The organism is Pandoraea morbifera (assembly GCF_902459575.1).
GTDB classification, from domain to species: Bacteria; Pseudomonadota; Gammaproteobacteria; order Burkholderiales; family Burkholderiaceae; genus Pandoraea; species Pandoraea morbifera.
The window spans coordinates 420,080-442,353 of the sequence record NZ_CABPSD010000002.1; the positions used below are offsets into that span (position 1 = coordinate 420,080).

Annotated in this window: 22 protein-coding genes and 1 tRNA gene; 16 read left to right on the forward strand and 7 right to left on the reverse strand. The window is 64.8% G+C overall.

The features are described from left to right. The first annotated feature begins 80 nt into the window (after positions 1-80). The 6 genes from PMO31116_RS05325 (at position 81) to rapZ (ending at position 5,348) form a co-directional block, all read left to right on the forward strand. Positions 81-1,568: an RNA polymerase factor sigma-54 gene (locus PMO31116_RS05325; protein ID WP_150565804.1), complete on the forward strand. Its 1,488-nt coding sequence runs from the start codon at positions 81-83 to the stop codon at positions 1,566-1,568. Positions 1,569-1,704: 136 nt separating this feature from the next. Next, the gene (gene hpf, locus PMO31116_RS05330; protein ID WP_023597762.1) at positions 1,705-2,058 is read left to right on the forward strand and encodes a ribosome hibernation-promoting factor, HPF/YfiA family; all 354 of its coding nucleotides are present in this window, start codon (positions 1,705-1,707) and stop codon (positions 2,056-2,058) included. 236 nt (positions 2,059-2,294) lie between these two features. Continuing rightward, the gene (gene ptsN / locus PMO31116_RS05335; RefSeq protein ID WP_023597763.1) at positions 2,295-2,750 is read left to right on the forward strand and encodes a PTS IIA-like nitrogen regulatory protein PtsN; all 456 of its coding nucleotides are present in this window, start codon (positions 2,295-2,297) and stop codon (positions 2,748-2,750) included. 99 nt (positions 2,751-2,849) lie between these two features. Next, complete coding sequence (gene hprK, locus PMO31116_RS05340) at positions 2,850-3,815, forward strand: HPr(Ser) kinase/phosphatase (RefSeq protein WP_023597764.1); 966 nt, start codon at positions 2,850-2,852, stop codon at positions 3,813-3,815. A gap of 153 nt (positions 3,816-3,968) precedes the next feature. Further along, the gene (locus PMO31116_RS05345) at positions 3,969-4,295 is read left to right on the forward strand and encodes a PsiF family protein (protein WP_023597765.1); all 327 of its coding nucleotides are present in this window, start codon (positions 3,969-3,971) and stop codon (positions 4,293-4,295) included. Positions 4,296-4,475: 180 nt separating this feature from the next. Beyond that, positions 4,476-5,348 (forward strand): RNase adapter RapZ, encoded by an 873-nt coding sequence (rapZ, locus tag PMO31116_RS05350; protein ID WP_150565805.1) that lies wholly within the window; start codon positions 4,476-4,478, stop codon positions 5,346-5,348. A 33-nt stretch (positions 5,349-5,381) separates the two neighbouring features. Here the strand turns inward: rapZ and mutY are convergent, their stop codons facing one another. Together mutY and mutM are read right to left on the reverse strand one after the other, a co-directional pair. Next, positions 5,382-6,563: an A/G-specific adenine glycosylase gene (gene mutY, locus PMO31116_RS05355; protein WP_150565806.1), complete on the reverse strand. Its 1,182-nt coding sequence runs from the start codon at positions 6,561-6,563 to the stop codon at positions 5,382-5,384. A gap of 51 nt (positions 6,564-6,614) precedes the next feature. Beyond that, on the reverse strand, positions 6,615-7,445 hold the full coding sequence (gene mutM, locus PMO31116_RS05360; RefSeq protein ID WP_150565807.1) for a bifunctional DNA-formamidopyrimidine glycosylase/DNA-(apurinic or apyrimidinic site) lyase: 831 nt from the start codon (positions 7,443-7,445) through the stop codon (positions 6,615-6,617). 79 nt (positions 7,446-7,524) lie between these two features. Between mutM and PMO31116_RS05365 the strand changes: the two genes are divergently transcribed. The 7 genes from PMO31116_RS05365 to pth all read left to right on the forward strand — a co-directional run bounded on the left by PMO31116_RS05365 (position 7,525) and on the right by pth (position 13,857). Next, positions 7,525-9,462, forward strand: a complete 1,938-nt coding sequence (locus PMO31116_RS05365) for a tetratricopeptide repeat protein (protein WP_150565808.1) — start codon at positions 7,525-7,527, stop codon at positions 9,460-9,462. Then, positions 9,462-10,148, forward strand: a complete 687-nt coding sequence (locus PMO31116_RS05370; protein ID WP_246185149.1) for an outer membrane lipoprotein LolB — start codon at positions 9,462-9,464, stop codon at positions 10,146-10,148. The genes PMO31116_RS05365 and PMO31116_RS05370 overlap by 1 nt, the downstream gene beginning before the upstream one ends. Before the next feature lie 216 nt (positions 10,149-10,364). Then, positions 10,365-11,234 (forward strand): 4-(cytidine 5'-diphospho)-2-C-methyl-D-erythritol kinase, encoded by an 870-nt coding sequence (ispE, locus tag PMO31116_RS05375; protein WP_150565809.1) that lies wholly within the window; start codon positions 10,365-10,367, stop codon positions 11,232-11,234. Positions 11,235-11,288: 54 nt separating this feature from the next. Further along, positions 11,289-11,365 (forward strand) — tRNA-Gln (locus PMO31116_RS05380). Between the two features lie 49 nt (positions 11,366-11,414). Continuing rightward, positions 11,415-12,362, forward strand: coding sequence for a ribose-phosphate pyrophosphokinase (locus PMO31116_RS05385; RefSeq protein ID WP_025249903.1), 948 nt, complete (start codon positions 11,415-11,417; stop codon positions 12,360-12,362). Positions 12,363-12,516: 154 nt separating this feature from the next. Next, the gene (locus tag PMO31116_RS05390; RefSeq protein ID WP_023597773.1) at positions 12,517-13,137 is read left to right on the forward strand and encodes a 50S ribosomal protein L25/general stress protein Ctc; all 621 of its coding nucleotides are present in this window, start codon (positions 12,517-12,519) and stop codon (positions 13,135-13,137) included. Between the two features lie 123 nt (positions 13,138-13,260). Next, positions 13,261-13,857 carry an aminoacyl-tRNA hydrolase gene (gene pth / locus PMO31116_RS05395; protein ID WP_150565810.1) on the forward strand — a complete coding sequence of 199 codons (597 nt, stop codon included), beginning with the start codon at positions 13,261-13,263 and terminating at the stop codon, positions 13,855-13,857. Between the two features lie 126 nt (positions 13,858-13,983). On the opposite strand, the gene PMO31116_RS05400 is transcribed toward pth, so the two are convergent. From PMO31116_RS05400 to rsmD, 3 genes are read right to left on the reverse strand one after another with little or no spacing between them, the layout of a single operon-like run. Continuing rightward, positions 13,984-14,241 carry a YfhL family 4Fe-4S dicluster ferredoxin gene (locus tag PMO31116_RS05400; RefSeq protein WP_150565811.1) on the reverse strand — a complete coding sequence of 86 codons (258 nt, stop codon included), beginning with the start codon at positions 14,239-14,241 and terminating at the stop codon, positions 13,984-13,986. A 51-nt stretch (positions 14,242-14,292) separates the two neighbouring features. After that, positions 14,293-14,787, reverse strand: coding sequence for a pantetheine-phosphate adenylyltransferase (coaD, locus tag PMO31116_RS05405; protein ID WP_023597777.1), 495 nt, complete (start codon positions 14,785-14,787; stop codon positions 14,293-14,295). 43 nt (positions 14,788-14,830) lie between these two features. Then, positions 14,831-15,436, reverse strand: coding sequence for a 16S rRNA (guanine(966)-N(2))-methyltransferase RsmD (gene rsmD / locus PMO31116_RS05410; protein WP_150565812.1), 606 nt, complete (start codon positions 15,434-15,436; stop codon positions 14,831-14,833). 282 nt (positions 15,437-15,718) lie between these two features. On the opposite strand from rsmD, the gene nodI reads away from it, so the two are divergent. Together nodI and PMO31116_RS05420 are read left to right on the forward strand one after the other, a co-directional pair. Continuing rightward, a complete protein-coding gene (gene nodI / locus PMO31116_RS05415; RefSeq protein WP_150565813.1) occupies positions 15,719-16,636 on the forward strand; it encodes a nodulation factor ABC transporter ATP-binding protein NodI in 918 nt (305 codons plus the stop codon). Continuing rightward, a complete protein-coding gene (locus PMO31116_RS05420) occupies positions 16,629-17,567 on the forward strand; it encodes an ABC transporter permease (protein WP_246185150.1) in 939 nt (312 codons plus the stop codon). Before nodI ends, PMO31116_RS05420 begins: the two co-directional genes overlap by 8 nt. Before the next feature lie 106 nt (positions 17,568-17,673). On the opposite strand, the gene PMO31116_RS05425 is transcribed toward PMO31116_RS05420, so the two are convergent. After that, the gene (locus PMO31116_RS05425) at positions 17,674-19,116 is read right to left on the reverse strand and encodes a M16 family metallopeptidase (RefSeq protein ID WP_150565815.1); all 1,443 of its coding nucleotides are present in this window, start codon (positions 19,114-19,116) and stop codon (positions 17,674-17,676) included. Positions 19,117-19,128: 12 nt separating this feature from the next. After that, positions 19,129-20,547 carry a M16 family metallopeptidase gene (locus PMO31116_RS05430; RefSeq protein WP_150565816.1) on the reverse strand — a complete coding sequence of 473 codons (1,419 nt, stop codon included), beginning with the start codon at positions 20,545-20,547 and terminating at the stop codon, positions 19,129-19,131. A 171-nt stretch (positions 20,548-20,718) separates the two neighbouring features. Here PMO31116_RS05430 and ftsY point away from each other — a divergent pair, with 171 nt between their 5' ends. After that, positions 20,719-22,164: a signal recognition particle-docking protein FtsY gene (gene ftsY, locus PMO31116_RS05435; RefSeq protein WP_150565817.1), complete on the forward strand. Its 1,446-nt coding sequence runs from the start codon at positions 20,719-20,721 to the stop codon at positions 22,162-22,164. Positions 22,165-22,274 lie beyond the last annotated feature (110 nt).

Here is a 22,274-nt window from a genome sequence, read left to right on the forward strand (position 1 = left end):
ATGTAAACCCTGCCACCGATAGGGCGCCGGGCCGGTTCCGCTGGCGTGACAAAGCCTCTACAATGAAGGCGAGACACGCTATGAAACCGACTCTTCAACTCCGCACCTCGCAGCACCTGACCCTCACGCCGCAGTTGCAGCAATCCATCCGGTTGTTGCAACTGTCGACGCTCGAACTTCAGCAGGAAGTCGAGCACGCCCTCACCCAGAACCCGATGCTCGAACGCGAGGACGACTGGCTCGCGGGCTCGGTACGTGTCGGCACGGACGGGTCGCTGCGCAACGAGCGCGGCACGTCGGCGAGCAGCGGCAGCGAAGGCCCCGAGTCGGCCAACGGCCATGACGAAACCCGCGAGCTCGACGGCCAGACCCGCTTCGACGACAGCAACCAGGACAGCGGCAGCGATTGGAGTCTTAACGATTTCGCCCGCTCGGGCAGCGCCTCAGACGACGACGACAACGCGCGTCCGCAGTTGCATGTCGATCACCCCAACCTTCGCGAACACCTGCTCGCGCAGTTGCGCCTGACCAAGGCCGGGCCGCGCGATCGCGCGCTCGTCGAATTCCTGATCGAATCGCTCGACGAAGACGGCTACCTCGGTACCATGCTCGACGAAATCCAGGCGGACATGCCGGAAGAGCTGGCGCTCGAGACCGAAGAGATCAACGCGGCGCTCGCGCTGCTGCAGAGCTTCGATCCGGCCGGTGTGGGCGCGCGTACGCCGTCCGAATGCCTGCGTCTGCAGTTGCAGCGCCTTCCGCCAAGCAGCGTGCGCACGCTCTCGCTACGCATCGTCTCGGATCACCTGGAACTGCTCGCCGCACGCGATTACACGCGTCTGCGTCGCCTGCTCGGCGTGAGCGAGGACAGTCTGCGCGCGGCGCATCACCTGATTCGCTCGCTCGACCCGTTCCCCGGCGCGGCCTATGGCTCGCCGCAGGCCGATTACGTGGTGCCCGACGTGCTGGTGCGCAAGCAGGGCAGCAACTGGATCGCCGAACTCAATCCCGAGGTCATGCCGCGACTGCGCATCAACGAGATGTACGCGCGAATTCTGCGAAACAACCGCAACGATCCGGGCACCGGCAATCTGCAGCAGCAGCTCCAGGAAGCCCGATGGCTGATCAAGAACATCCAGCAACGGTTCGACACGATCCTGCGTGTCGCGCAGGCGATCGTCGAGCGACAGAAGAACTTCTTCACGCATGGCGAAATCGGCATGCGGCCCTTGGTTTTACGCGAGATTGCTGATACGCTGGGTTTACATGAATCCACGATTTCACGGGTGACAACCAGTAAGTACATGCTCACTCCATTCGGGACTTTCGAGCTCAAGTACTTCTTTGGTTCGCACGTGGCCACGGAAGCGGGCGGCGCAGCGTCATCGACGGCCATCCGCGCACTCATCAAGCAACTCATAGGAGCAGAAGACCCGCAGAGCCCCCTTTCCGACAGCCGTATCGCGGAACTGCTGGCAGAGCAAGGGTTCGTGGTGGCGCGGCGCACTGTCGCGAAGTACCGCGAGGCCATGCGAATCCCCGCAGTCAACTTGCGCAAATCTTTGTAGTACGGTCCTGGTGCGCCATGTTGGCTCGCTGGGGCGTTACGCCGCAGTGCGACATTGCGTCACGCCAATGGCTCTCATCAGCCGGCGTCGCTCGTGACGCGGCCTGCACTTCGGCATTTCAGCAAGGAGAGCAGCTATGAATCTGAAGATCAGTGGACATCATCTCGAACTCACGCCGTCGCTGCGCGAATTCGTCGTCAACAAGCTCGAACGCGTGTTGAGGCACTTCGATCAGCTCATCGGCGCCGAGGTGATCCTCTCTGTCGACAAGACCAAGGAGAAGACCGGGCGCCAGATCGCCAGCATCACGGTGTATCTCAAGGGCAAGGAAATTTTCGTCGAGAAGTGTGACGAGAATATGTACGCTGCCATCGACAAGCTGATCGACATGCTCGACCGCAAGGTAATGCAATACAAGGACAAGGTTCAGGATCACGGCCGCGAGGCACTCAAGCACCAGCAACCTCCAGAGGCGGAACCGCTGCAATAAGTCCATCCGGGAGAGGTCGTCGCATTGACCGACACTGACGAGAAGCCGCACGGAACCTCACGCGCGAACCTACGTCTGTCATAAGTCTGGCATCACCCACCGCGGGGCCGTTGAACGGCCCCTTTTGTATGGTCCCGACGAGTTCCGCGCGTTGGCGCGGGCGCAGCGACGGGTGGTCTATAATGCGAGGTCAATCGGGGGTTGGAGGGCGACTACGCGTTCGCCCGTATTACAAGATGAATCGTTTAGTCAAACTCTTACCTGCGTCCAACATCCTGCTTGGACTGTCCGTCACCAGCAAGAAGCGCGTCTTCGAGCAAGCCGGGCTGCTCTTCGAGAGCAATGCCGGGCTCACGCGCGCGCTTGTCACCGACAATCTGTTTGCGCGCGAGCGTCTGGGCTCGACCGGGCTGGGGGAAGGCGTGGCGATTCCGCACGGCCGGATCAAGGGCCTGAAGCATCCGATGGCCGCCTTCGTGCGCCTGGCCGACCCGATTCCGTTCGAAGCCCCCGACGGCCAGCCCGTCTCCCTGCTCTTCTTCCTCCTGGTTCCGGAACAGGCAACCCAGCAGCATCTCGAGATTCTGTCCGAAATTGCCCAGTTGCTCTCCGATCGCTCGATGCGCGAGACATTGACCACGGCGCCCGACGCCGAAGTCATTCACGCCGCGCTCGCGAACTGGCAGCCCTGAGCCCGCAAGGGCTCGCCGATTTCCGCCGATATTCACGGGTATCGCCGCAAAGACAGACGAATTCCGTAGCTCCCACACCCAACCGAACGAGGCGACGCGGTGGAACTGACCGGCATCAACGCGCAGAGCATATTCGACGACAACGCGGCCACGCTGCGCCTGTCGTGGCTGACCGGCCATGAGGGATGGGAGCGCGGCTTCACGCCCGAAAGCGTGGCTACCGCGACCTCCAGCGCGGACCTCGTGGGTCACCTGAACCTCATTCACCCGAACCGGATCCAGGTGCTCGGCGAGGCCGAACTGCGCTATTACCAGCGCCTGACCGACGAGAACCGCAAACGCCACATGGGCGAAGTCATCGCCCTGGAACCGCCGTTCCTGGTCGTCGCTGACGGCCTCGAAGCGCCGCCCGACCTGGTGCTGCGCTGTACCCGTTCCTCGACCCCGCTGTTCACCACGCCAATGTCGACGGCAGCCGTCATCGACAGCCTGCGGCTGTATATTTCGCGCGTGTTCGCGCCGCGATGCACCATGCACGGCGTATTTATCGACATTTTGGGCATGGGCGTGCTGCTGACCGGCGACTCCGGCCTGGGCAAGAGCGAGCTCGGCCTGGAACTGATCAGCCGGGGTCACGGGCTGGTCGCCGACGATGCCGTCGATTTCGTGCGTCTCGGCCCGGACTTCGTGGAAGGCCGCTGTCCGCCCTTGCTGCAGAACCTGCTCGAAGTGCGCGGTCTGGGCCTGCTCGACATCAAGACGATCTTCGGCGAGACAGCGGTGCGCCGAAAGATGAAACTCAAGCTGATCGTCCAACTGGTTCGCCGCCCCGACGGCGAATTCCAGCGCCTGCCGCTCGAGGCCCAGACGGTCGACGTGCTGGGGCTGCCGATCAACAAGGTCATTTTGCAAGTGGCCGCCGGGCGAAACCTTGCCGTGCTCGTGGAAGCCGCCGTGCGCAATACGATTCTGCAATTGCGCGGCATCGATACGCTCAAGGACTTCATGGAGCGCCAGCGCCAGGCCATGCAGGACCCGGACGGGATGCAAGGTAAGCTCCTCTGAGCGGCGCGACGCGTCGCCGTCCCCTTTTTCCCCGGGTTTACCGCAATTTTTGCGATTTTCTGTCAACGCCGCGCGATTGCGGCGCGTTTTCTTTCATGTTGTAATCGCCACGCGGCCCATCCCCGTGCGTGTCGACCTTATGGAGAGACGATCATGAAGAAAGCACTTGCTGCATTGCTCCTGGTATCCCCGCTGCTCGCATCGCCCGTGTTTGCCCAGACGGCCGCGCCGGCCCCCGCACCCAAGGCGTCCAACTCGCAACAAAGCAAGATGAGCGCCTGCAATGCACAGGCCGGCGACAAGAAGGGCGATGAGCGCAAGGCGTTCATGAAGTCGTGCCTGTCGAACAAGCCGGCACCGGCCGCCAAGCAGACGCAGCAGGAAAAGATGAAGGCTTGTAACGCTCAGGCCGGCGACAAGAAGGGCGACGAGCGCAAGGCGTTCATGAAGTCGTGCCTGTCGAACAAGCCGGCAGGCTGATCCGCCGAGCTCCGGCACCCAGCGATTTCCGCCAGACGGCGCCCCTTGCGGCGCCGTTTTTGTTGGCGTGCCGCGAATTCGCGCTCCGGAGCGCGACGCGTGCGGAACATTATCCCGTTCCGCGGCTCGACACCCGTACGACACAATCGCTTAACATGAGGGTTGTATCCGGGAAATGTCATGAAGATCGTATTGATTACCGGCGTTTCGGGCTCCGGCAAGTCGCTCGCGCTGAATGTCCTCGAAGACGCGGGCTACTACTGCGTCGACAATCTGCCGTCACGGTTCCTGCCTGAACTCGCCGAGTACCTAGAGACGCAAAACTACACGCGCCTGGCCGTTGCCATCGACGCGCGCAGCGGCGGCGCCCTCGCCGATCTGCCGCCGATCATCGGCGGCCTGCGCCGCTTCGGCCACGACGTGCGCGTGCTGTTCCTGAACGCCAACACGCAAACGCTGGTACAGCGCTATTCCGAGACGCGTCGCCGTCATCCGCTGTCGGTGGCCGGGGACGATACCGTTTCGGCCAACGGCTCGCTCGTCGAGGCGATCGAGAAAGAGCGCGAAATGCTCAACAGCGTGACCGAGCTCGGTCACCAGATCGATACGAGCAATTTACGCGCAAGCGCCCTGCGCCGCTGGATTCGCGAGTTCGTGCAGCACGATCACACCGGACTCACGCTGATGTTCGAGTCCTTCGGCTTCAAGCACGGCGTGCCGCTCGATGCCGACCTCGTATTCGATGTCCGTTCGCTACCCAATCCGTATTACGACTCGCAATTGCGCCCGCTCACGGGCCGCGATCAGCCCGTGATCGACTTCCTCTCGGCGATTCCCGAAGTCGACGAGATGATCCACGATATCGGCAATTATCTGCAAAAGTGGCTCCCGAGCTACATGCGCGATAACCGCAGCTACCTGACGGTGGCCATCGGCTGCACCGGCGGCCAACACCGCTCGGTTTTCATCGCCGAGACACTGGGCGAGCGCTTCCGCACCGAAGCCAGCGTGCTCGTGCGCCATCGCGAGCTCACACCGGCCGATTCGACCTGAGTGCCGGGCGATTGTGTCGGGATGCGCAGGGAATCACGCGGGCAATCGGAGTTGGCCGTCGTCCTGCACGGCAAGCGAGAGCGCGTCGGCGATCTTGCGAATCGGCGACGGCAGGCCGGCAGCCGCCATGCCCGACGCGTCGAACCATGCGTGACGCGAACCGGCCGCCGACGCGGTTGGCAGCGTCACCAGCCACGGCCGCAGGAACAGCTTGAAGTGCGTGAAGACGTGCGTCATCCCCTGCAGAGGAACGATCGAGGGCCCCGCTTCCCGTGCGCCCAGGCCCTTGTCGGCTCCCTTGTCGGCTCCCTGGGCAAGCGTCAAGGCCAGGGCCGTGAGGCGCGAGCGCAACGAGGCATCGTCCGGCGCGGCGGCATCCGCCGGCGGCGCGAGTTCGGGCAAGCTCCACAGTCCGCCCCAGATGCCGCTGTCAGGACGCCGCTCGAACAGCACGCGGTCGGCCGCACGAATGACCAGCACATCGACGTAGCGCTGCGGCTGCGCCTTCTTCGGCTTGGCCGTCGGCAACGTGCGCTCGCGGCCCGTGGCGTGCGCCACGCAATCGCCGTCGAACGGACACTCGCCGCAGCGCGGCTTGCCCCGCCCGCAAAGCGTCGCGCCGAGATCCATCATCCCCTGCGTATAGGCAGGCAGATCCCGTTCGGGCAGTAGCGACTCTGCCAGCGCCCACATCTCCCGCTCGATCTTCGGCGTGCCGGGGAATCCTTCGATGCCGAACACCCTTGCGAGCACGCGTTTGACGTTGCCGTCGAGAATGGCCGCGTGCGCGTCATACGCGAATGCCGCGATGGCGGCGGCCGTCGAACGGCCGATGCCCGGCAGCGTGGCAAGGACCTGCGGATCGGACGGAAAGCGGGCCCCATGCTCCGCCACCACGACCTGGGCACAACGGTGCAGATTGCGCGCCCGCGAGTAGTAGCCAAGTCCGCTCCACAGGGCCATGACGTCGTCCTGCGGCGCGTTGGCCAGCGACGTCACGTCGGGAAAGCGCTCGAGAAACTTCGTGTAATACGGAATGACGGTAGCGACCTGCGTCTGCTGGAGCATGATCTCCGAGAGCCAGATCCGATAGGCATCGCGGGTGTTCTGCCACGGCAGGTCATGACGACCGTGCTCGGCCTGCCACGCGATCAGGCGCTCGGCAAACGTGGCCGCCAGCGTCTCGGCGGCAGCGTTTTCTGGAGATTCGTTCATAGGCGTTTCGGGGGGATGTCGGATGCCGTGCGCGGGGTACCGTGCTCCGCGCTACTTCTGACAATGGGGGCAGAAGAACGTGGAGCGCTGCCCCTGCACGATCTGCCGGATCGGCGTGCCGCACACCCGGCACGGCAGGCCGGCGCGATCGTAGACGAAATATTCCTGCTGGAAATAGCCGCTTTTGCCGTCGCTGCCGACGAAATCCCGCAAGGTACTGCCGCCCTTCTCGATGGCGGCGGCGAGTACATCCTTGACGGCCGCGGCAAGTCTCTCGGCACGCGGTCGCGTGAGCTTGCCCGCCGGCATGCGCGGATGAATGCGTGCACGAAACAGGCTCTCCGAGGCGTAGATGTTGCCCACACCCACCACGATGCTGCCCGCGAGCAATGCCTGCTTGATGGAGACCGTTCGCCCACGCGTGCCGGCATGCAGCCAGGCGCCATTGAAGGCGTCGGTAAGCGGCTCGACCCCCAGGCTGGCGAGCAGCGGGTGCAAAAGCACATCGCCCGAGGTGCGCGGGTGAAACAGCACGGCGCCGAAGCGCCGGGGGTCGCGATAACGCAGCGCACAGTGCTCGAAGACCAGATCGATGTGGTCGTGCACGCCGGCCGCGGGCAATGCATGCGGCTCGGGCATGACGCGCAACGTCCCGGTCATGCCCAAATGCACGAGCAGCCACCCGGGCGCGTATTCAAGCAGCAGGTACTTGCCGCGACGGGTCACGCCGATGAGCGTTTCGCCGCGCAGGCGTGCGTCGAGCCCGTCGGGTACCGGCCAGCGCAGCGAGGCGTTGCGCACGTCGATGCGCGCAACACGCGTTCCCGCCACATGCGGCGCGATACCGCGGCGGGTGACTTCGACTTCTGGGAGTTCAGGCATGCCTGCGAACGTTTGCTGAGGATTTAGACTCTATTGTATCGGGCGCGCTACAATCGCTCGAAACCTGCCGTGGATCCCTATGCCGAACACCCGATTCCAGTCCGATTCCGCCGTTGCCAAACCGGCGGCACCCGTGGTTTTGCGCCTGCGCGGCGCCCTGGCACGCGGGGCCTGGGCCGGCGCAGCGGCGCTTGGCATGACCTGCGCGACCGCCGTCATGGCGTTCCTGCCGTCGACGAGTGCCTTCGCCCAGAGCGGCCCCGCCGCCCAGTCGGCACCGAAGGCCCCCGCCGCACCGGCCGTCGCGCCGGGCAAGGCCAACGGCGCGGGCGCGGCCGGCGACGCCCGGACCGACGCCGACAGCGAGGACGTGCCGCCGAACGCGAGCGTGCCGCATGAAAAGCTCCCGAACGTCGCGTTGACCAGCGAGATCGTCTTCGAAGTGATGGCCGCGGAGCTGAGCCTGCAGCAAGGCAACCTCGCGCCGGCCTTCAATACCTACATCGCCCTGGCCAATCGCACGAAGGACCCGCGCATGGCACGCCGCGCCGTGGAGATCGCGCTCGGCGCGCGTCAGCTCGGCGACGCACTCGTCGCGGCCCGGCTGTGGCACCAGCTCGATCCGACGTGGCGTCCGGGCACGCAGTTGCTCGCGAGCCTCGAAGTCGGCACCGGCCACCTCGCGGAAGCCGAGCCGCTGCTCGTCGACGAACTGAACAAGGTGCCCGAAGCACGTCGCGGTCAGGCCATTCTCGAACTCCAGCAGATGATCGCGCGCAGTCCGGAACGCGCCACGGGCATCGAGTCGCTCAAGCGCATGCTGGCCAACGACATGCAGCGCCCCGAGGCGCAACTCGCGATCGCCCGCTCGCAGCTTGACGCAGGCGACACCGCCGGCGCCCGCGCGTCGCTCGAAGCCGCCCTCAAGCTCAAGCCCGACTATGAAGCCGCCGCGCTGCTGTACGGTCAGATGGGCCCCGCCGAGCGCACCAGCGCGATCGCCGGACTGAAGACCTTCCTCGATCGCAACCCCAACGCGAAAGAGGCGCGCTTCGCCTACGCCAAACTCCTGCTCGCGGACAACCAGCTCGACGCCGCGCAGAAGCAGTTCGAGACGCTGGAGAAGCGTTATCCGCACGAACTCTCGACGCTCATGGCGCTCGCGTTGCTCAATCTGCACGCCAAGCATCCGGAGATCGCCGAGCAGTATCTGCAGAAGTACGCCAGCGAAGCCGAAGCGCAGAACACCGACGGCGCGCAAGCCTACATCTATCTGGCGCAGATCGCGCAGGATCGCAAGGACTACCCGGCCGCCGACAAATGGCTCTCGAAGATCCGCGAGGACAGCAACGCGTATCTGCCCGCGCAGATCGGACGCGCGCAGTTGCTCGCCGATCAGGGCAAAGTCGAAGAAGGCCGTGCGCTGTTGCACGGTATCAAGCCGAGCGATCCGCGTGAGCAGCTCGCGCTCAAGCGCGCCGAGTCGGATCTGCTCGTCAAGGCCAAGCGCTACGACGACGCCGAGAAACTGCTGGCCGTCGAAGTGAAGAACCATCCGGACGACGCGGACCTGCTGTATCAGTACGGCATGGTGGCAGAACTCAACAAGCACTACGACGTCATGGAAAAGGCGATGCGCCGTGTCATGACGGCGCAGCCGGATAACGCGCAGGCCTACAACGCACTCGGCTACTCGCTCACGGAGCGCAACACGCGCTTGCCGGAAGCCCTCAAGCTGCTGCAAAAGGCATCGGCGCTCGCGCCCGAGGATCCATACATCATGGACAGCCTGGGCTGGTTGAAGTATCGCCTCGGCGACAAGCAGCAGGCGCTCGAACTGCTGCGCCGCGCCTACGGCATCCAGGCGCAGGCGGAAATCGGCGCACACCTGGGCGAAGTGCTGTGGGAAACGGGCCAGCAGGACGAAGCACGCAAGACCTGGCGTGAAGCGCTCAAGCTTGACGGCGACGACGACACGCTGCGCTCGACGATGAAGCGCTACAACGTGGCACCGTGATGGATCAGGTACGACGGATGCAGGGTTTGATGAAGGGATTGATGCAAGACATGGCGCGCGCCATCGCGCAGCCCCCGTTGCGCGGCGGTCGGTCGTTTCGTGTCATGCGCGGCGCGGCACTGGCGTTGGCCTGCTCGGCCACCGTGTTCGCGACCGGCTGCGCCAGTCTCGCGCCGCCGGCCGCTGTCGAACAGGCGCCCGGAGCAAGTGTCGAGCACTATCGCGGCCGCTTCGCCGTGCGCTATGAGCAAAACGGCGAGACGCGCAATACCTACGGCAACTTCGACTGGCAGCAAAACGGCGAGAACGCGACCGTCCAGTTGCTCGATCCGCTCGGGCAGACGCAGGCAATCGTGCGCGAGAGTCCGCGCAGCGCTTCGCTCGAATTGCCGGGCAAGGCGCCGCTGACGGGGCCGCGCCTCGAAGACGTGATGCACGACGCGTTGGGATTCGCGCTCCCGGTCGGCGGGCTGCGCTACTGGCTGCGCATGCGCAGCGCTCCTGGCTCACAGGCGAGCATCGAAACCGATCCGCAGACGCAGCGCCCGTCACATCTCAAGCAGGATGGATGGACGATCGACTATCAGGCGTTTTTCGATGGCACGCCGTTGCGGGTCAAACGTCTTGACCTGTCGCGCGATCTCGACGGTTCGCCGCTCGCCGTGCGTCTGGTGATCGACGAGTAGTCCTCCGCGCCCCATCTGCTGCACGCGTCCCCCGTCCCCCGTCCCTCGCGCGGCACGCGCACTCCCAAACAGCCTCACGTCGGCGGTGCTATGCTTGGCACCGCCCGCGCCGGCACCTGGGACGCCGCACGGGCAACGCGCTCCCGTTTCCGGCTGCCGGTGTCGCCTGTCGACGGCGACGGCGACGGCACCCCATAAGTCTTCGTTCGCATTGCCATGTACGAAATCCTGCGTGACTGCCCCGCTCCGGCCAAGCTCAATCTCTTCCTGCACATCGTGGGTCGCCGGCCAAACGGCTATCACGAATTGCAAACCGTCTTTCAGCTGATCGACTGGGCGGACACGCTGCATTTCGAGCGCCGCGACGACGGACGGGTCGTGCACACGAACCCGCTGCCGGGCGTGCCGCCCGAGACCGACCTGACGGTGCGTGCCGCCCGCCTGCTCCAGACGCATTGCGGCGTACGCTTCGGCGTGGACATCGGCATCGAGAAACGATTGCCGGCGGGCGGCGGCATTGGCGGCGGCAGCTCCGACGCCGCGACCACGCTGCTCGCGCTCAACCGCATGTGGCAGTTGAACCTGCCCCGCGAAACCCTTCAGGCGCTGGCTCTCGAACTCGGTGCCGACGTGCCGTTTTTCGTCTTCGGTCGCAATGCGTTTGCCGAGGGACTCGGCGAGGCGCTGCAGGCCGTGGAATTGCCGCAACGACACTTCCTCGTGGTGAACCCGCGCGTGCACGTCGCGACGGACAAAATATTTCGCGATCCCCTGTTGACAAGGGATACGAAGATCGTCACAATGGCGTTCTTTCTTGAGCACGCCAACAAAAACGTGTTCGAAACGGATGAAATTTTCCGTAACGACATGCAGGCGGTAGTCACTCGAGAATACGCGGAAGTCGCTGCTGTGATTGACTGGTTCAGAACCTTCACCCCGGCACGCATGACAGGATCCGGCGCCAGCGTGTTTGCGGCATTCGACACGAAGGCGGAAGCGGAAGCCGCATGCAAGCGATTGCCAGAGCGCTGGATCGGTCAGGTGACCACCAGTCTGGCCGAACACCCGATGTTCGCCTTCGCGTGAAAAAGTTTTACTTTGTTGCGTTTCCTACGGCGCAGCAAAGGCAACGGTTAGTGTAGGGGAGTCGCCAAGTTGGTTAAGGCACCGGATTTTGATTCCGGCATACGAGGGTTCGAGTCCTTCCTCCCCTGCCAATTTCTCTGTCGTGCAGTGTCAGCATCCATACGTCCCGCAGGTAGCCAGATGAGTAGTGATAACCTAATGGTATTCACCGGGAACGCCAATCCCGCCCTGGCCCAAGCGGTCGTCGACACCCTGGGAATCCCGCTTGGCAAGGCCATGGCGAGCCGATTCTCTGATGGTGAAATCCAGGTTGAAATTCAGGAAAACGTGCGCGGCAAGGACGTCTTCGTCTTGCAATCGACGTGCGCGCCGACCAACGACAACCTGATGGAACTGATGATCATGGTCGACGCGCTCAAGCGTGCTTCGGCCGGCCGCATCACCGCTGCCATTCCGTATTTCGGCTATGCCCGTCAGGATCGTCGCCCCCGCTCGGCGCGCGTGGCGATCTCGGCGAAGGTCGTAGCCAACATGCTGCAGATCGCGGGCGTCGAACGCATCATCACGATGGACCTGCACGCCGACCAGATTCAGGGCTTCTTCGATATCCCGGTCGACAACATTTACGCGTCGCCGTTGCTGCTGGCCGATGTGCGCGAGCAGAATCACGAAAACCTCCTCGTGGTTTCGCCGGACGTCGGCGGCGTGGTGCGCGCCCGCGCGCTGGCCAAGCAACTGCATTGCGATCTGGCCATCATCGACAAGCGCCGTCCGAAGGCCAACGTGGCCGAAGTGATGAACATCATCGGTGAAGTCGAAGGCCGCACCTGCGTCATCATGGATGACATGGTCGACACCGCAGGCACGCTGTGCAAGGCTGCGCAAGTGCTCAAGGAGCGCGGCGCGAAAAAGGTTTATGCGTACTGCACGCACCCGGTGCTCTCCGGCGGCGCGGCAGCCCGTATCAATGCCTCGGAACTCGACGAGGTCGTCGTGACGGACACGATTCCGCTGCGCGACGACTCGAAGGGCGGCAAGATTCGCCAGTTGAGCTGCGCCAATCTGCTTGCCGAGACGTTCTCGCGTATCCGTCGTGGCGACTCGGTGATGTCGCTGTTCGCGGAGTAAGCGGTCGGTAAAGTTATGCGACGGCGCCTGGGTGGCGCCGTTGTTATGTTGGCAGGGAGCATCTCCCTGCCTTTGTCGTTCCTGAAGCCTGCTTTTTTTGCGGAATATTCGGGAAGAAATCGCTGCCTGGTCGCGGGCAGTCCAAGGAGTTGTTATGAAAGTCGTCGCTTTTGAGCGTACTCAGCAAGGTACGGGTGCGAGCCGCCGCCTGCGCAATGCCGGTAAGACCACGGGCATCGTGTATGGTGGTAACGTCGATCCGAAACTGATCGAACTGGATCACAATGCACTGTGGCACGCCCTCCGCAAGGAAGCCTTCCACTCGTCGATCCTCGATCTGGAAGTGGCTGGCAAGTCCGAACAAGTGCTGCTGCGCGATGTGCAGTATCACCCGTTCAAGCAACTGGTCCTGCACGTGGATTTCCAACGTGTCGACCCGAACAAGCCGATCCACGTGAAGGTACCCCTGCACTTCCTGGGCGCCGAGAACGCCCCGGCCGTGAAGCTGGCTTCGAACGTCATCAGCCACACCGTGAACGAACTCGACGTCAGCTGCCTGCCGGGCAAGCTGCCGGAATTCCTGGAAGTCGATCTGTCGACGCTGGAAGCCGGCAAGACCGTGCATGCGAAGGACGTCAAGCTGCCCGCCGGCGTGACGCTCACGCTGCACGTCGAGCAGGAAAACCCGGTGGTGGCGCAAGCCGTTCAACCGGCTGGCGCTGCTGCTGACGAAGCGGCCGCACCGGCTGCCGAAGGCGAAACGCCGGCTGCCTAAGCCACGCGTGTTGGCCTTCAGCGGCGACGCTGGACGCAAGACCCGCCGCGACATCATGTCCGGCGGGTTTTTTTATGGCTGCGCGCACGCCGAATCGGCGCGCGCCAAAATCCTGACACCGAAATGATCAAGCTGATCGTAGGGCTCGGCAATCCGGGCGCCGAATATACAGCAACGCGTCACAACGCCGGCTTCTGGTTCGTCGACGCATTGGCGCAGCAATGCGGTGCATCGCTGTCCAACCAGAAAAACTTCCAGGGGTTCGCCGCGCGCGCACGCATCGCCGGTCAGGAAGTGTGGCTGCTCGAGCCGCAGACCTTCATGAACCGATCCGGTCAATCGGTCGTTGCGCTCGCACGCTTCTACAAGATCCTGCCGGACGAAATCCTCGTGGTGCACGACGAGCTCGATCTACTGCCCGGCACCGTGAAGCTCAAGCGAGGCGGTGGCAGCGGCGGTCACAACGGTCTGAAGGACATCGCCGCGCACCTCACCACGCCGGAGTTCTGGCGCCTGCGCCTGGGGATCGGTCATCCGCGCACGCTCCAGCCCGCCGGCAGCCAGCAGCAGGTGGTGGACTTCGTACTCAAGCCGCCACGCAAGGAAGAACAGGCGCAGATCGACGACGCCATGTCGCGCTCGCTCGACATCGTCGATCTGGTCGTCAAGGGCGACATGGAAAAGGCGATGATGCGTTTGCACGCCACGCCGGGAAAATAGGCCGGAAACGAAAATGAGCGGCTCGCAGGCCGCTCATCTCATTGCCCGAGGTGCCGCCGCGCAACGCTCGGGCCGATCGCTACGAAGCCTCGGGTCTCGCCCGGCAAGGACACACGCGAGCCTCGCTCAGGCCGACTTGGCCGCTTGCAGATGGGTGTACTTCTCAAGCAACTGCTCGGGCGTCTCCACGTGCTCGGGGTTGACCGGAATGCACTCTACCGGACATACCTGCACGCACTGCGGCTCATCGAAGTGTCCGACACACTCGGTGCACTTGTTCGGATCGATCTCGTAAATCTCGATCCCCATCGAAATCGCGTCGTTCGGGCACTCCGGCTCGCACACGTCGCAATTGATGCATTCATCGGTAATCATCAAGGCCATACGGCACCTCCAGCCGTATCGCCGCGCCGGATCACCCGGCGCGCACGATACTTATCCCTGCGACGCCTGACCGCCGACTTTCGTCACCAGCCACTTCTCGACGGAGGGGAACACGAACTTGCTGACGTCGCCGCCCAGTTGCGCGATCTCGCGCACGATCGTGCCGGAGATGAACTGGTATTGATCGGACGGCGTCATGAACATCGTTTCCACATCGGGCAACAGGTAGCGGTTCATCCCCGCCATCTGGAACTCGTACTCAAAGTCCGACACGGCGCGCAAACCGCGCACGATCACGCGTGCCTGATGCTTGCGCACAAAATCCTTGAGCAGCCCGGAAAACCCTTCGACGCTCACGTTCGGATAGTGGCCCAGCACCTCACGCGCAATGTCGATGCGCTCTTCCAGCGTGAAGAACGGCTTCTTGTTCTTGCTGTCCGCGACGCCGACGACGAGCTTGTCGAAGATGCCCGCCGCGCGGCGAACCAGATCCTCGTGTCCTCGGGTAAGCGGGTCGAAAGTCCCCGGATAAATCGCCACTACCATGCCAACGTCTCCTCGCGGCTGGGGACCGGTGCTGCGTACTTTTTCATTGTGGTCTCTGGGTTTTCGGAATCGATTCAAGCAAATGATAATGCACCGCTCCGGCTTTCGCCCGGCGCACGCACGCAAGGCCAAGCACGGCAAGCGCATCGTCTTCCAGCGCGATGTCGGATTCGGCGTAGATCACGCCGCCCGGCGCCAGCAGGCGTGCCGCAGGCGCCAACAGATCCTGCAGCCACCCGCTCGCAAACGGCGGGTCGAGAAACACCACGTCGAAAGCCCCGGGCGCCAATGTGGTTATCAGACGTCGCGCGTCGGCCTGCACGATCTCGATCTGATCGGCCCCAAGCTTGGCCTGATTGGCGCGAAGCTGGCGCACGGCTGGCGCGGCCTGCTCGATCATGAGCACCCGCACGGCACCACGCGATGCGGCCTCGAACCCGAGCGCACCGCTGCCAGCGAATGCGTCCAGGCATTGCATGCCGCTCAGGTCCTGCCCGAGCCAGTTGAAGAGCGTTTCCCGCACGCGGTCCGGCGTCGGCCGCAAGCCATCGCCAGGGGGCACCGGTAGCGGCGTGCGCTTCCACTGACCGCCGATGATGCGCACCTGCTGGGGAGCCCCGCGCGCGACGTTGCCTGCGCCGGACTTCATACCGCCCCCCGCAGCAAAGCGTTGCCGGATGCGCCGATGCCGACGCCAGAATGAGATCGCGCGCTTCGCGGCGCGCGCACGGAATCCAAAATCATGACAATTCACGCTACATTGTTGAGGCGAAACATACCACATCGTCCGAGCCCCGGCCCCATCGGGGACCACGTCGATCGCGGCAAGGCACCCAACCCGGCCGGCCCACGCGGCGCAAACGACTCTCCCTCGTTCGCCACCGGGCTCCTGGATGCGCCTGCCGCCAAACAGGAGAGCGCCCGATCCGCCATGACCGATGCCGCCATCGAGGTAGTTGAGCTATGCAAGGCCTATGAGGGCCGCCCCGTCGTCGATCACCTGTCGCTGCATGTGGCGCCGGGCGAGTGCTTCGGTCTGCTGGGCCCCAACGGCGCGGGAAAGACCACGACATTGCGCATGCTGCTCGGACTTGTCACGCCCGATGCCGGCAACATTCGCCTCGGCGGACTGCCGGTGCCGCGTCTGGCACCGGAAGCGCGGCGTCGCGTCGGCGTGGTTCCTCAGTTCGACAACCTGGACCCCGACTTCACGGTACGGGAAAATCTGGCGGTCTTCGGCCGCTATTTCGGACTCTCCCGCGCCGACATGCGCGAACGTGTGCCCGCCCTGCTCGCCTTCGCCCGTCTGGAATCGAAGGCCGATGCACGCGTGGGCCAGCTCTCCGGCGGCATGAAACGACGCCTCACGCTCGCGCGTGCGCTCATCAACAATCCGGATCTGCTTATCCTCGACGAGCCCACGACGGGTCTCGATCCGCAGGCGCGACATCTGATCTGGGAACGCCTCAAATCGTTGATGAGCGAGGGCAAGACCATTCTGCTCACCACGCACTTCATGGAGGAGGCGGAACGCCTGTGCCACCGCCTGTGCGTGATCGACGCCGGCCGCAAGATCGCGCAAGGCACGCCGCCTGAGCTGATCGCTCGCGAGATCGGCTGCGATGTCGTCGAAGTCTTCGGCGACGTGCCGCATTCGCTGCTCGCGCGACTGGCGCCTCTGGCGGAACGCATCGAGACCAGCGGCGAGACGCATTTCTGCTACGTACGCGATGCGGCCCCGGTGGTCGGCACCCTGCAGGACCAGCCCGGCGTGCGCTATCTGCACCGCCGCGCCAACCTCGAAGACGTCTTTCTCAAACTCACCGGCCGGGAGATGCGCGATGAGTGAACACGACCGTCACGCCCCCGGCCCCGGCCCGCTTCCCAATGCCGACGCCGGCGAGAACACCCGCGCCCACCCCAACCCCAACGCGCACACAACGGAAACCGAACCGGTGCGAGCCTCGCGAATTGCCTGTGGCTCGCATCCGGCAACACCTCCTGCTTCGCCGCGCTACCTGCCGGGCGCATCGGCATGGACGGGTGTCTGGCGACGCAATTTCCTCGTATGGCGCAAGCTCGCCATCGCGTCGATGTTCGGTAATCTGGCCGACCCCATGATCTATCTGTTCGGACTCGGCTTCGGCCTCGGGATGATGGTTGGCGAGGTCGATGGCACGTCGTACATTGCGTTTCTCGCGGCGGGCACGGTCGGGTCGAGTGTCATGTTCTCGGCGAGTTTCGAGTCGATGTACTCCGGCTTCTCTCGCATGCATGTGCAGCGCACGTGGGAAGCGCTCATGCACACGCCGCTGACACTCGGCGACGTGGTGCTGGGCGAGGTCGTGTGGGCAGCCAGCAAGGCCGTACTCTCGGGCGTTGCCATTCTGCTGGTGGCGAGCGTGCTCGGCTATGCGCGCATCGACGCCCTGCCCGTGGTACTACCCGCGGTTCTGCTCGCCGGTCTGGCGTTCGCGAGCCTGGCGATGATCATGACGGCGCTCGCGCCGAGCTACGACTTCTTCATGTTCTACCAGACGCTGGTGATGACGCCGATGCTGCTGCTCTCCGGCGTGTTCTTCCCGTTGTCGCAATTGCCGGCGGCGGCGCGCCACGTGACCGAATGGCTGCCGCTCGCGCATGCGGTCGCGCTCATCCGTCCGGCGATGCTCGGGCGCGCCATTGACCTGCCATGGCTGCATGTCGGCGCGCTGCTCGTCTATGCGGTCGTCGGCTTCGCCGTGGCCCTGCGGCTTTTGCGCCACCGGATTCTGCGCTGACACACCACAAAAAAACGGCACCGGGAGCGTTCCGGTGCCGTTGTCGTTCGACATTCCAACGTCATTCGCGCCGCAGCAGATCGCGTCGCCCAATGCAGTCCGTGCGTTACTTCGCCTTCCCTTTGCCGTTTGGCCGTGGACCGCCCGGCGTCGCGGCGGCTGCGCTCGCCGCACCGAACACATCGCGCGGTCCGACCACGACAGTCGCGAGCCGCTCCGGCTGAACATGACGCGAAAACGCGGCTTTCACCTGTGTCGCCGTCACGGCTTGCACCATGCTCGTCCACGTGTCGAGATAATCCAGCGGCAGATTGTAGAACCCGATGGCCGCCACGTTCGCCAGCAGCTTGCGGTTGCTGTCGAGTCGCAGCGGGAACCCGTTGGTGAGGTTGTCCTTGGCGGCCTGCATCTCCGCGTCGGTCGGTCCGTCCTGCACGAACGCCGCGAGCGTGTCGCGCACCACGCGCAGCGCCTGCTGCGCCTGCTCACGACGCGTTTGCAGGCTGATCTCGAACGGCCCCTCCTGCAATTGCGGCGAAAAGCTGCTCGACACGCCATACGTCAGACCGCGTTTCTCGCGCACCTCGGTCGTGAGCCGCGAGACGAACCCGCCGCCGCCGAGCACGTAATTGCCCACGAGCAGGGGAAAGTAGTCCGGATCGCTGCGCGCCACGGATGCCTGCCCCGTCACGATATGCGCCTGCTCGGCCGGATGCGGCAGATCGATCTGCACGGCGCTGCGCAGCGGCGCGACAGCGGGCATTGCGGGCGGCGTCACGCCCGCCGGCATCGCGTCGGTGAGCAACGCCACGAGCTTCTCCGCCTGAGCACGATCGATATCGCCCACGATCGTCACGACCGCCCGCTTGGGACTGTACATGTCACGATAGAAGCGCAGCAGATCCTCACGCTTGATGGCATTGACGCTCGCCACCGTGGGACTCACGCCGTAGGGATGGCTGCCGTAGATGGCATGGCGGAAGGCCTTCTCCGCAATCGCCTCCGGCTTCGTATCGGATTCGGCGATCGCCGAAGACAGTCGTGCCGCTTCGCGTTTGAGCACCGCGTCGGGGAACGTGGGATGCTGGAGGAACTGCGCCACCGTATTGACGGCCGCGTCCCGCTCGGCGGCCGACGACAGTGTGCGCATGGTCACGGTCGCGGCGTCGCGCCCGGCGCTCGTCGCCTCCATCGCGCCGACATCTGCGAAGCGATCGGCGATCTGTGCCTCGGTGAGGCCCGGACGGCCCGTCGCCGCGGCCGCGCCGGCATCGAGCAGGCCCGCGGTCAGCAGCGCCAGCCCGGACTTGCCCGGCGGATCGTAGCGGCTGCCGGCATCGAAGTCGATGTTCAGGTCGATCATCGGAATCGAGCGGCTCTCGACGAACATCACCTTCGCCCCCGACGGGGCGATCCAGCTCTGGATCGGCAGCGCCGCCTGTGCCGACAGCGGCATGACTACCGCGACGGCGCCGGCGGCGACCGAGGCCATCAACCCCGAGCGCGCAGGCGCGCCAAACGCACGCAACAGTGCGGAAATCTTCATCATCGTGTGGCCCTCTCAGCGCATGTTCTTCAGGTCTTCCGCCCCTTGGGCGCGGCGCTTGCGTGTCGCTTCGTCGATCGGCTGTGGCACCAGCGTCGCCACCGTCAACGTTTCGTCACCGAAGTATTTGCCGGCCACCGCCTGCACCTGTTCGGGCGTGACGGCCTTCACCTTCTCGAGCATGCGATCGATCTGGCGCCAGGAGATACCCGACATTTCGTTCAGGCCGATCTCCATCGCCTGTCCGAAGACCGAGTCTCGCTTGTAGATCTGCCCGGCAATTACCTGCGCCTTCACGCGCTTGAGTTCGGCCTGCGTCACGCCGTGCGCGGCAATGTCGGCGACCTGTGCGCGCAACGCCTTCTCCATCTGCTCGGGCGTCTTGCCCTGAGCGGGCGTGCCGTCGAGGATGAAGAACTGCGGCCCGCGTCCGACGCCGTCATAGCTCGCGCCGACGTCGTTTGCAATGCGCTGCTCGCGCACCAGACGACTTGTCAGACGTGCGTTGCCGTATCCGTCGAGCACGGCCGCGAGCACTTGCAGCGCGTAGACGTCGTCATCCTTCTCGACATCTTTCAGGCGCGGCGCCCGCCACGCGAGCATCACGTTCGGATTCTCGGCCGGCGCCTTCACGAAGACCCGCCGCACGCCGAGTTGGGCCGGTTCGTTCTGCGGACGACGATCCGGCAACGCGTGCGACCTGATCGGCCCGTAATACTTCTCGGCGAGTTGCCTGACCTGTGCGGGGTCCACGTCGCCGCTCACGACCACCACGGCATTGTTCGGGGCGTACCAGCGCTCGTACCAGTCGCGCGCGTCCTGCACCGTCATGTGCTCCAGATCGTCCATCCAGCCGACGATCGGACGGCGATAGGGATTGGCGACCAGCGCGGTGGCCATCAACTGCTCGTAGAGCAAGGCGCGCGGCTGATCGTCCGTGCGCAGGCGACGCTCCTCCATGACGACCTGGATTTCCTTGGCGAACTCGTCCGCCGACAAGGTCAGGTTGGCCATCCGGTCGGCTTCCAGGCGCATCATCTCCGGCAGGCGCGACTTCTCCGTCTGCTCGAAATAGCCGGTGTAGTCCTTGCTGGTGAAGGCGTTCTCACGGCCGCCGAGCGCGGCAACCTGACGCGAGAACTGGCCCGGCCCGACCGACTTGGTGCCCTTGAACATCATGTGCTCCAGCGCGTGGGCGACGCCGGTGGTGCCATTGAACTCGTCGAGCGAGCCGGCGCGGTACCAGACCACGTGCGCCACCGTCGGCGCCCGGTGATCTTCGCGCACGATCAGCCGCAAGCCGTTCGATAGCGTGAATTCCGATGTGTTGTCGGTCGTTTTGCTGCCCGTCGTGTCGGCCGCATGGCTCAGGCTCATTACCCCCGCCACGGCCAATCCGACCAAGGCGTGGCGCCAGCGCATGGTTCCCGTCATGGATCCCCTTTCGCCCGTCGTGGACGTCGATTCGCGTCTGATAAAATACGTCGCATTTCCCGCGTCGGAAACAACGACCCGCCCATTGTAGGGGGTTTTGTGCCACGCGAATCGCAGGACAAATCACAGTCGCACGCCGCTTGCGCGTCCCCACGTCGAGTTCTTCACCCCATGTTCAGCTTCTTCAAGCGCTTCAAGTCAGGCGGCAACAAGACCGCCGAGACGAGTCCCGCACCGACCGAATCTCCCGGATTGCCCGAGTCCGATGCGTCGGACGAGGCGGCCCGCCCGCCTGCCGCTCCCGCCACGCCCGCCACGCCCGCCACGCCCGCGGTGCCGCCGCTGGGCAACGACGCCAGGGCAGACATCGCGCCAACGCCGACCGCCCCGCCCGTCGGCGTGCCGGACGACTTGCCAAATGTGTCGGTCGCGCCCCCGGTCTCCCCTGCGCCGAGCACGCCTGCCAGCCCCACGGCGCCGCACGTCACCGACGCCCGCGTGAGCGAGCCCGTCCGTCACGCCTCCTCTGCCGAAAACGCGGCGGCGTCCGAGCCGGCGATGGCGAATGTCCCAACGACCGACGCCTCCGAGACGTCCGGATGGCTAGAATCGCTCGAATCGTCTGACGTGTCGGCATCGGCCGCGCCGGTCGTCGTGAAGGACGCCAGCGGCGAAGCCATCGGCGAGATCGTGTCCGCACCGGCCCCCGCACCGGCCGCCAAGCGTTCGTGGCTCACGCGACTCAAGGCGGGCCTGTCGAAGACGAGCGCCGGCCTCACGGGCATCTTCGTCGGCGTGAAGGTCGACGAAAACCTGTTCGAGGAACTCGAGAGCGCACTGCTGATGAGCGATGCCGGCGTGGAAGCGACCACCTTCCTGCTCGACGCCCTGCGCAAGAAGGTCAAGGCCGAACGGCTGACCGACGGCGAACAGGTCAAGCGCGCATTGCACGACCTGCTCGTCGAACTGTTGCAACCGCTCGAGCAAAGCCTCGTGCTGGGCCGCGAAGCGCCGCTGGTCGTGATGATCGCGGGGGTGAACGGCGCAGGAAAGACGACCAGCATCGGCAAGCTTGCCAAGCACTTCCAGCACTACGGTCAGTCGGTTCTCCTTGCCGCCGGCGACACGTTCCGCGCGGCCGCTCGCGAGCAGCTCACGATCTGGGGCGAGCGCAACAACGTGGCGGTCGTCTCGCAGGAGAGCGGCGATCCGGCCGCCGTCGTGTTCGACGCAGTCAACGCCGCCCGCGCCCGCAAGATCGACATCGTGATGGCCGATACGGCCGGTCGCCTGCCCACGCAACTGCATCTGATGGAAGAACTCAAGAAGATCAAGCGCGTGCTGGGCAAGGCCGCCGACGGCGCGCCGCACGAAGTGCTGCTCGTGATCGATGCCAATACCGGTCAGAACGCACTCGCGCAGGTCAAGGCGTTCGACGACGCCCTGCAGCTCACCGGCCTCATCGTGACCAAGCTCGACGGCACCGCCAAGGGCGGCATCCTCGCCGCGATCGCCCGCCAGCGTCCCGTGCCGGTGTACTTCATCGGCGTGGGCGAAAAGGTCGAGGACCTGCAACCGTTCTCGGCGCGAGAGTTCGCCGACGCCCTGCTCGGGTAAGACGCGCGAATCGCGCAGCCGAACGACGCCGCCCGCCGGCGTCAGACGAACCGACGGCCCGCCACGTCACGTGTGCGGGCCGTTTGTCTCTCGGGGCGGCGCAACCGACG

What these genes read in the sequence shown, in the direction of transcription:
- PMO31116_RS05325 (WP_150565804.1), top strand. Translation starts at nt 81, where the DNA reads ATGAAACCGACTCTTCAACTCCGCACCTCGCAGCACCTGACCCTCACG.
- hpf (WP_023597762.1), top strand. Translation starts at nt 1,705, where the DNA reads ATGAATCTGAAGATCAGTGGACATCATCTCGAACTCACGCCGTCGCTG.
- ptsN (WP_023597763.1), top strand. Translation starts at nt 2,295, where the DNA reads ATGAATCGTTTAGTCAAACTCTTACCTGCGTCCAACATCCTGCTTGGA.
- PMO31116_RS05345 (WP_023597765.1), top strand. Translation starts at nt 3,969, where the DNA reads ATGAAGAAAGCACTTGCTGCATTGCTCCTGGTATCCCCGCTGCTCGCA.
- rapZ (WP_150565805.1), top strand. Translation starts at nt 4,476, where the DNA reads ATGAAGATCGTATTGATTACCGGCGTTTCGGGCTCCGGCAAGTCGCTC.
- mutY (WP_150565806.1), bottom strand. Translation starts at nt 6,563, where the DNA reads ATGAACGAATCTCCAGAAAACGCTGCCGCCGAGACGCTGGCGGCCACG.
- mutM (WP_150565807.1), bottom strand. Translation starts at nt 7,445, where the DNA reads ATGCCTGAACTCCCAGAAGTCGAAGTCACCCGCCGCGGTATCGCGCCG.
- PMO31116_RS05365 (WP_150565808.1), top strand. Translation starts at nt 7,525, where the DNA reads ATGCCGAACACCCGATTCCAGTCCGATTCCGCCGTTGCCAAACCGGCG.
- PMO31116_RS05370 (WP_246185149.1), top strand. Translation starts at nt 9,462, where the DNA reads ATGGATCAGGTACGACGGATGCAGGGTTTGATGAAGGGATTGATGCAA.
- ispE (WP_150565809.1), top strand. Translation starts at nt 10,365, where the DNA reads ATGTACGAAATCCTGCGTGACTGCCCCGCTCCGGCCAAGCTCAATCTC.
- PMO31116_RS05385 (WP_025249903.1), top strand. Translation starts at nt 11,415, where the DNA reads ATGAGTAGTGATAACCTAATGGTATTCACCGGGAACGCCAATCCCGCC.
- PMO31116_RS05390 (WP_023597773.1), top strand. Translation starts at nt 12,517, where the DNA reads ATGAAAGTCGTCGCTTTTGAGCGTACTCAGCAAGGTACGGGTGCGAGC.
- pth (WP_150565810.1), top strand. Translation starts at nt 13,261, where the DNA reads ATGATCAAGCTGATCGTAGGGCTCGGCAATCCGGGCGCCGAATATACA.
- PMO31116_RS05400 (WP_150565811.1), bottom strand. Translation starts at nt 14,241, where the DNA reads ATGGCCTTGATGATTACCGATGAATGCATCAATTGCGACGTGTGCGAG.
- coaD (WP_023597777.1), bottom strand. Translation starts at nt 14,787, where the DNA reads ATGGTAGTGGCGATTTATCCGGGGACTTTCGACCCGCTTACCCGAGGA.
- rsmD (WP_150565812.1), bottom strand. Translation starts at nt 15,436, where the DNA reads ATGAAGTCCGGCGCAGGCAACGTCGCGCGCGGGGCTCCCCAGCAGGTG.
- nodI (WP_150565813.1), top strand. Translation starts at nt 15,719, where the DNA reads ATGACCGATGCCGCCATCGAGGTAGTTGAGCTATGCAAGGCCTATGAG.
- PMO31116_RS05420 (WP_246185150.1), top strand. Translation starts at nt 16,629, where the DNA reads ATGAGTGAACACGACCGTCACGCCCCCGGCCCCGGCCCGCTTCCCAAT.
- PMO31116_RS05425 (WP_150565815.1), bottom strand. Translation starts at nt 19,116, where the DNA reads ATGATGAAGATTTCCGCACTGTTGCGTGCGTTTGGCGCGCCTGCGCGC.
- PMO31116_RS05430 (WP_150565816.1), bottom strand. Translation starts at nt 20,547, where the DNA reads ATGACGGGAACCATGCGCTGGCGCCACGCCTTGGTCGGATTGGCCGTG.
- ftsY (WP_150565817.1), top strand. Translation starts at nt 20,719, where the DNA reads ATGTTCAGCTTCTTCAAGCGCTTCAAGTCAGGCGGCAACAAGACCGCC.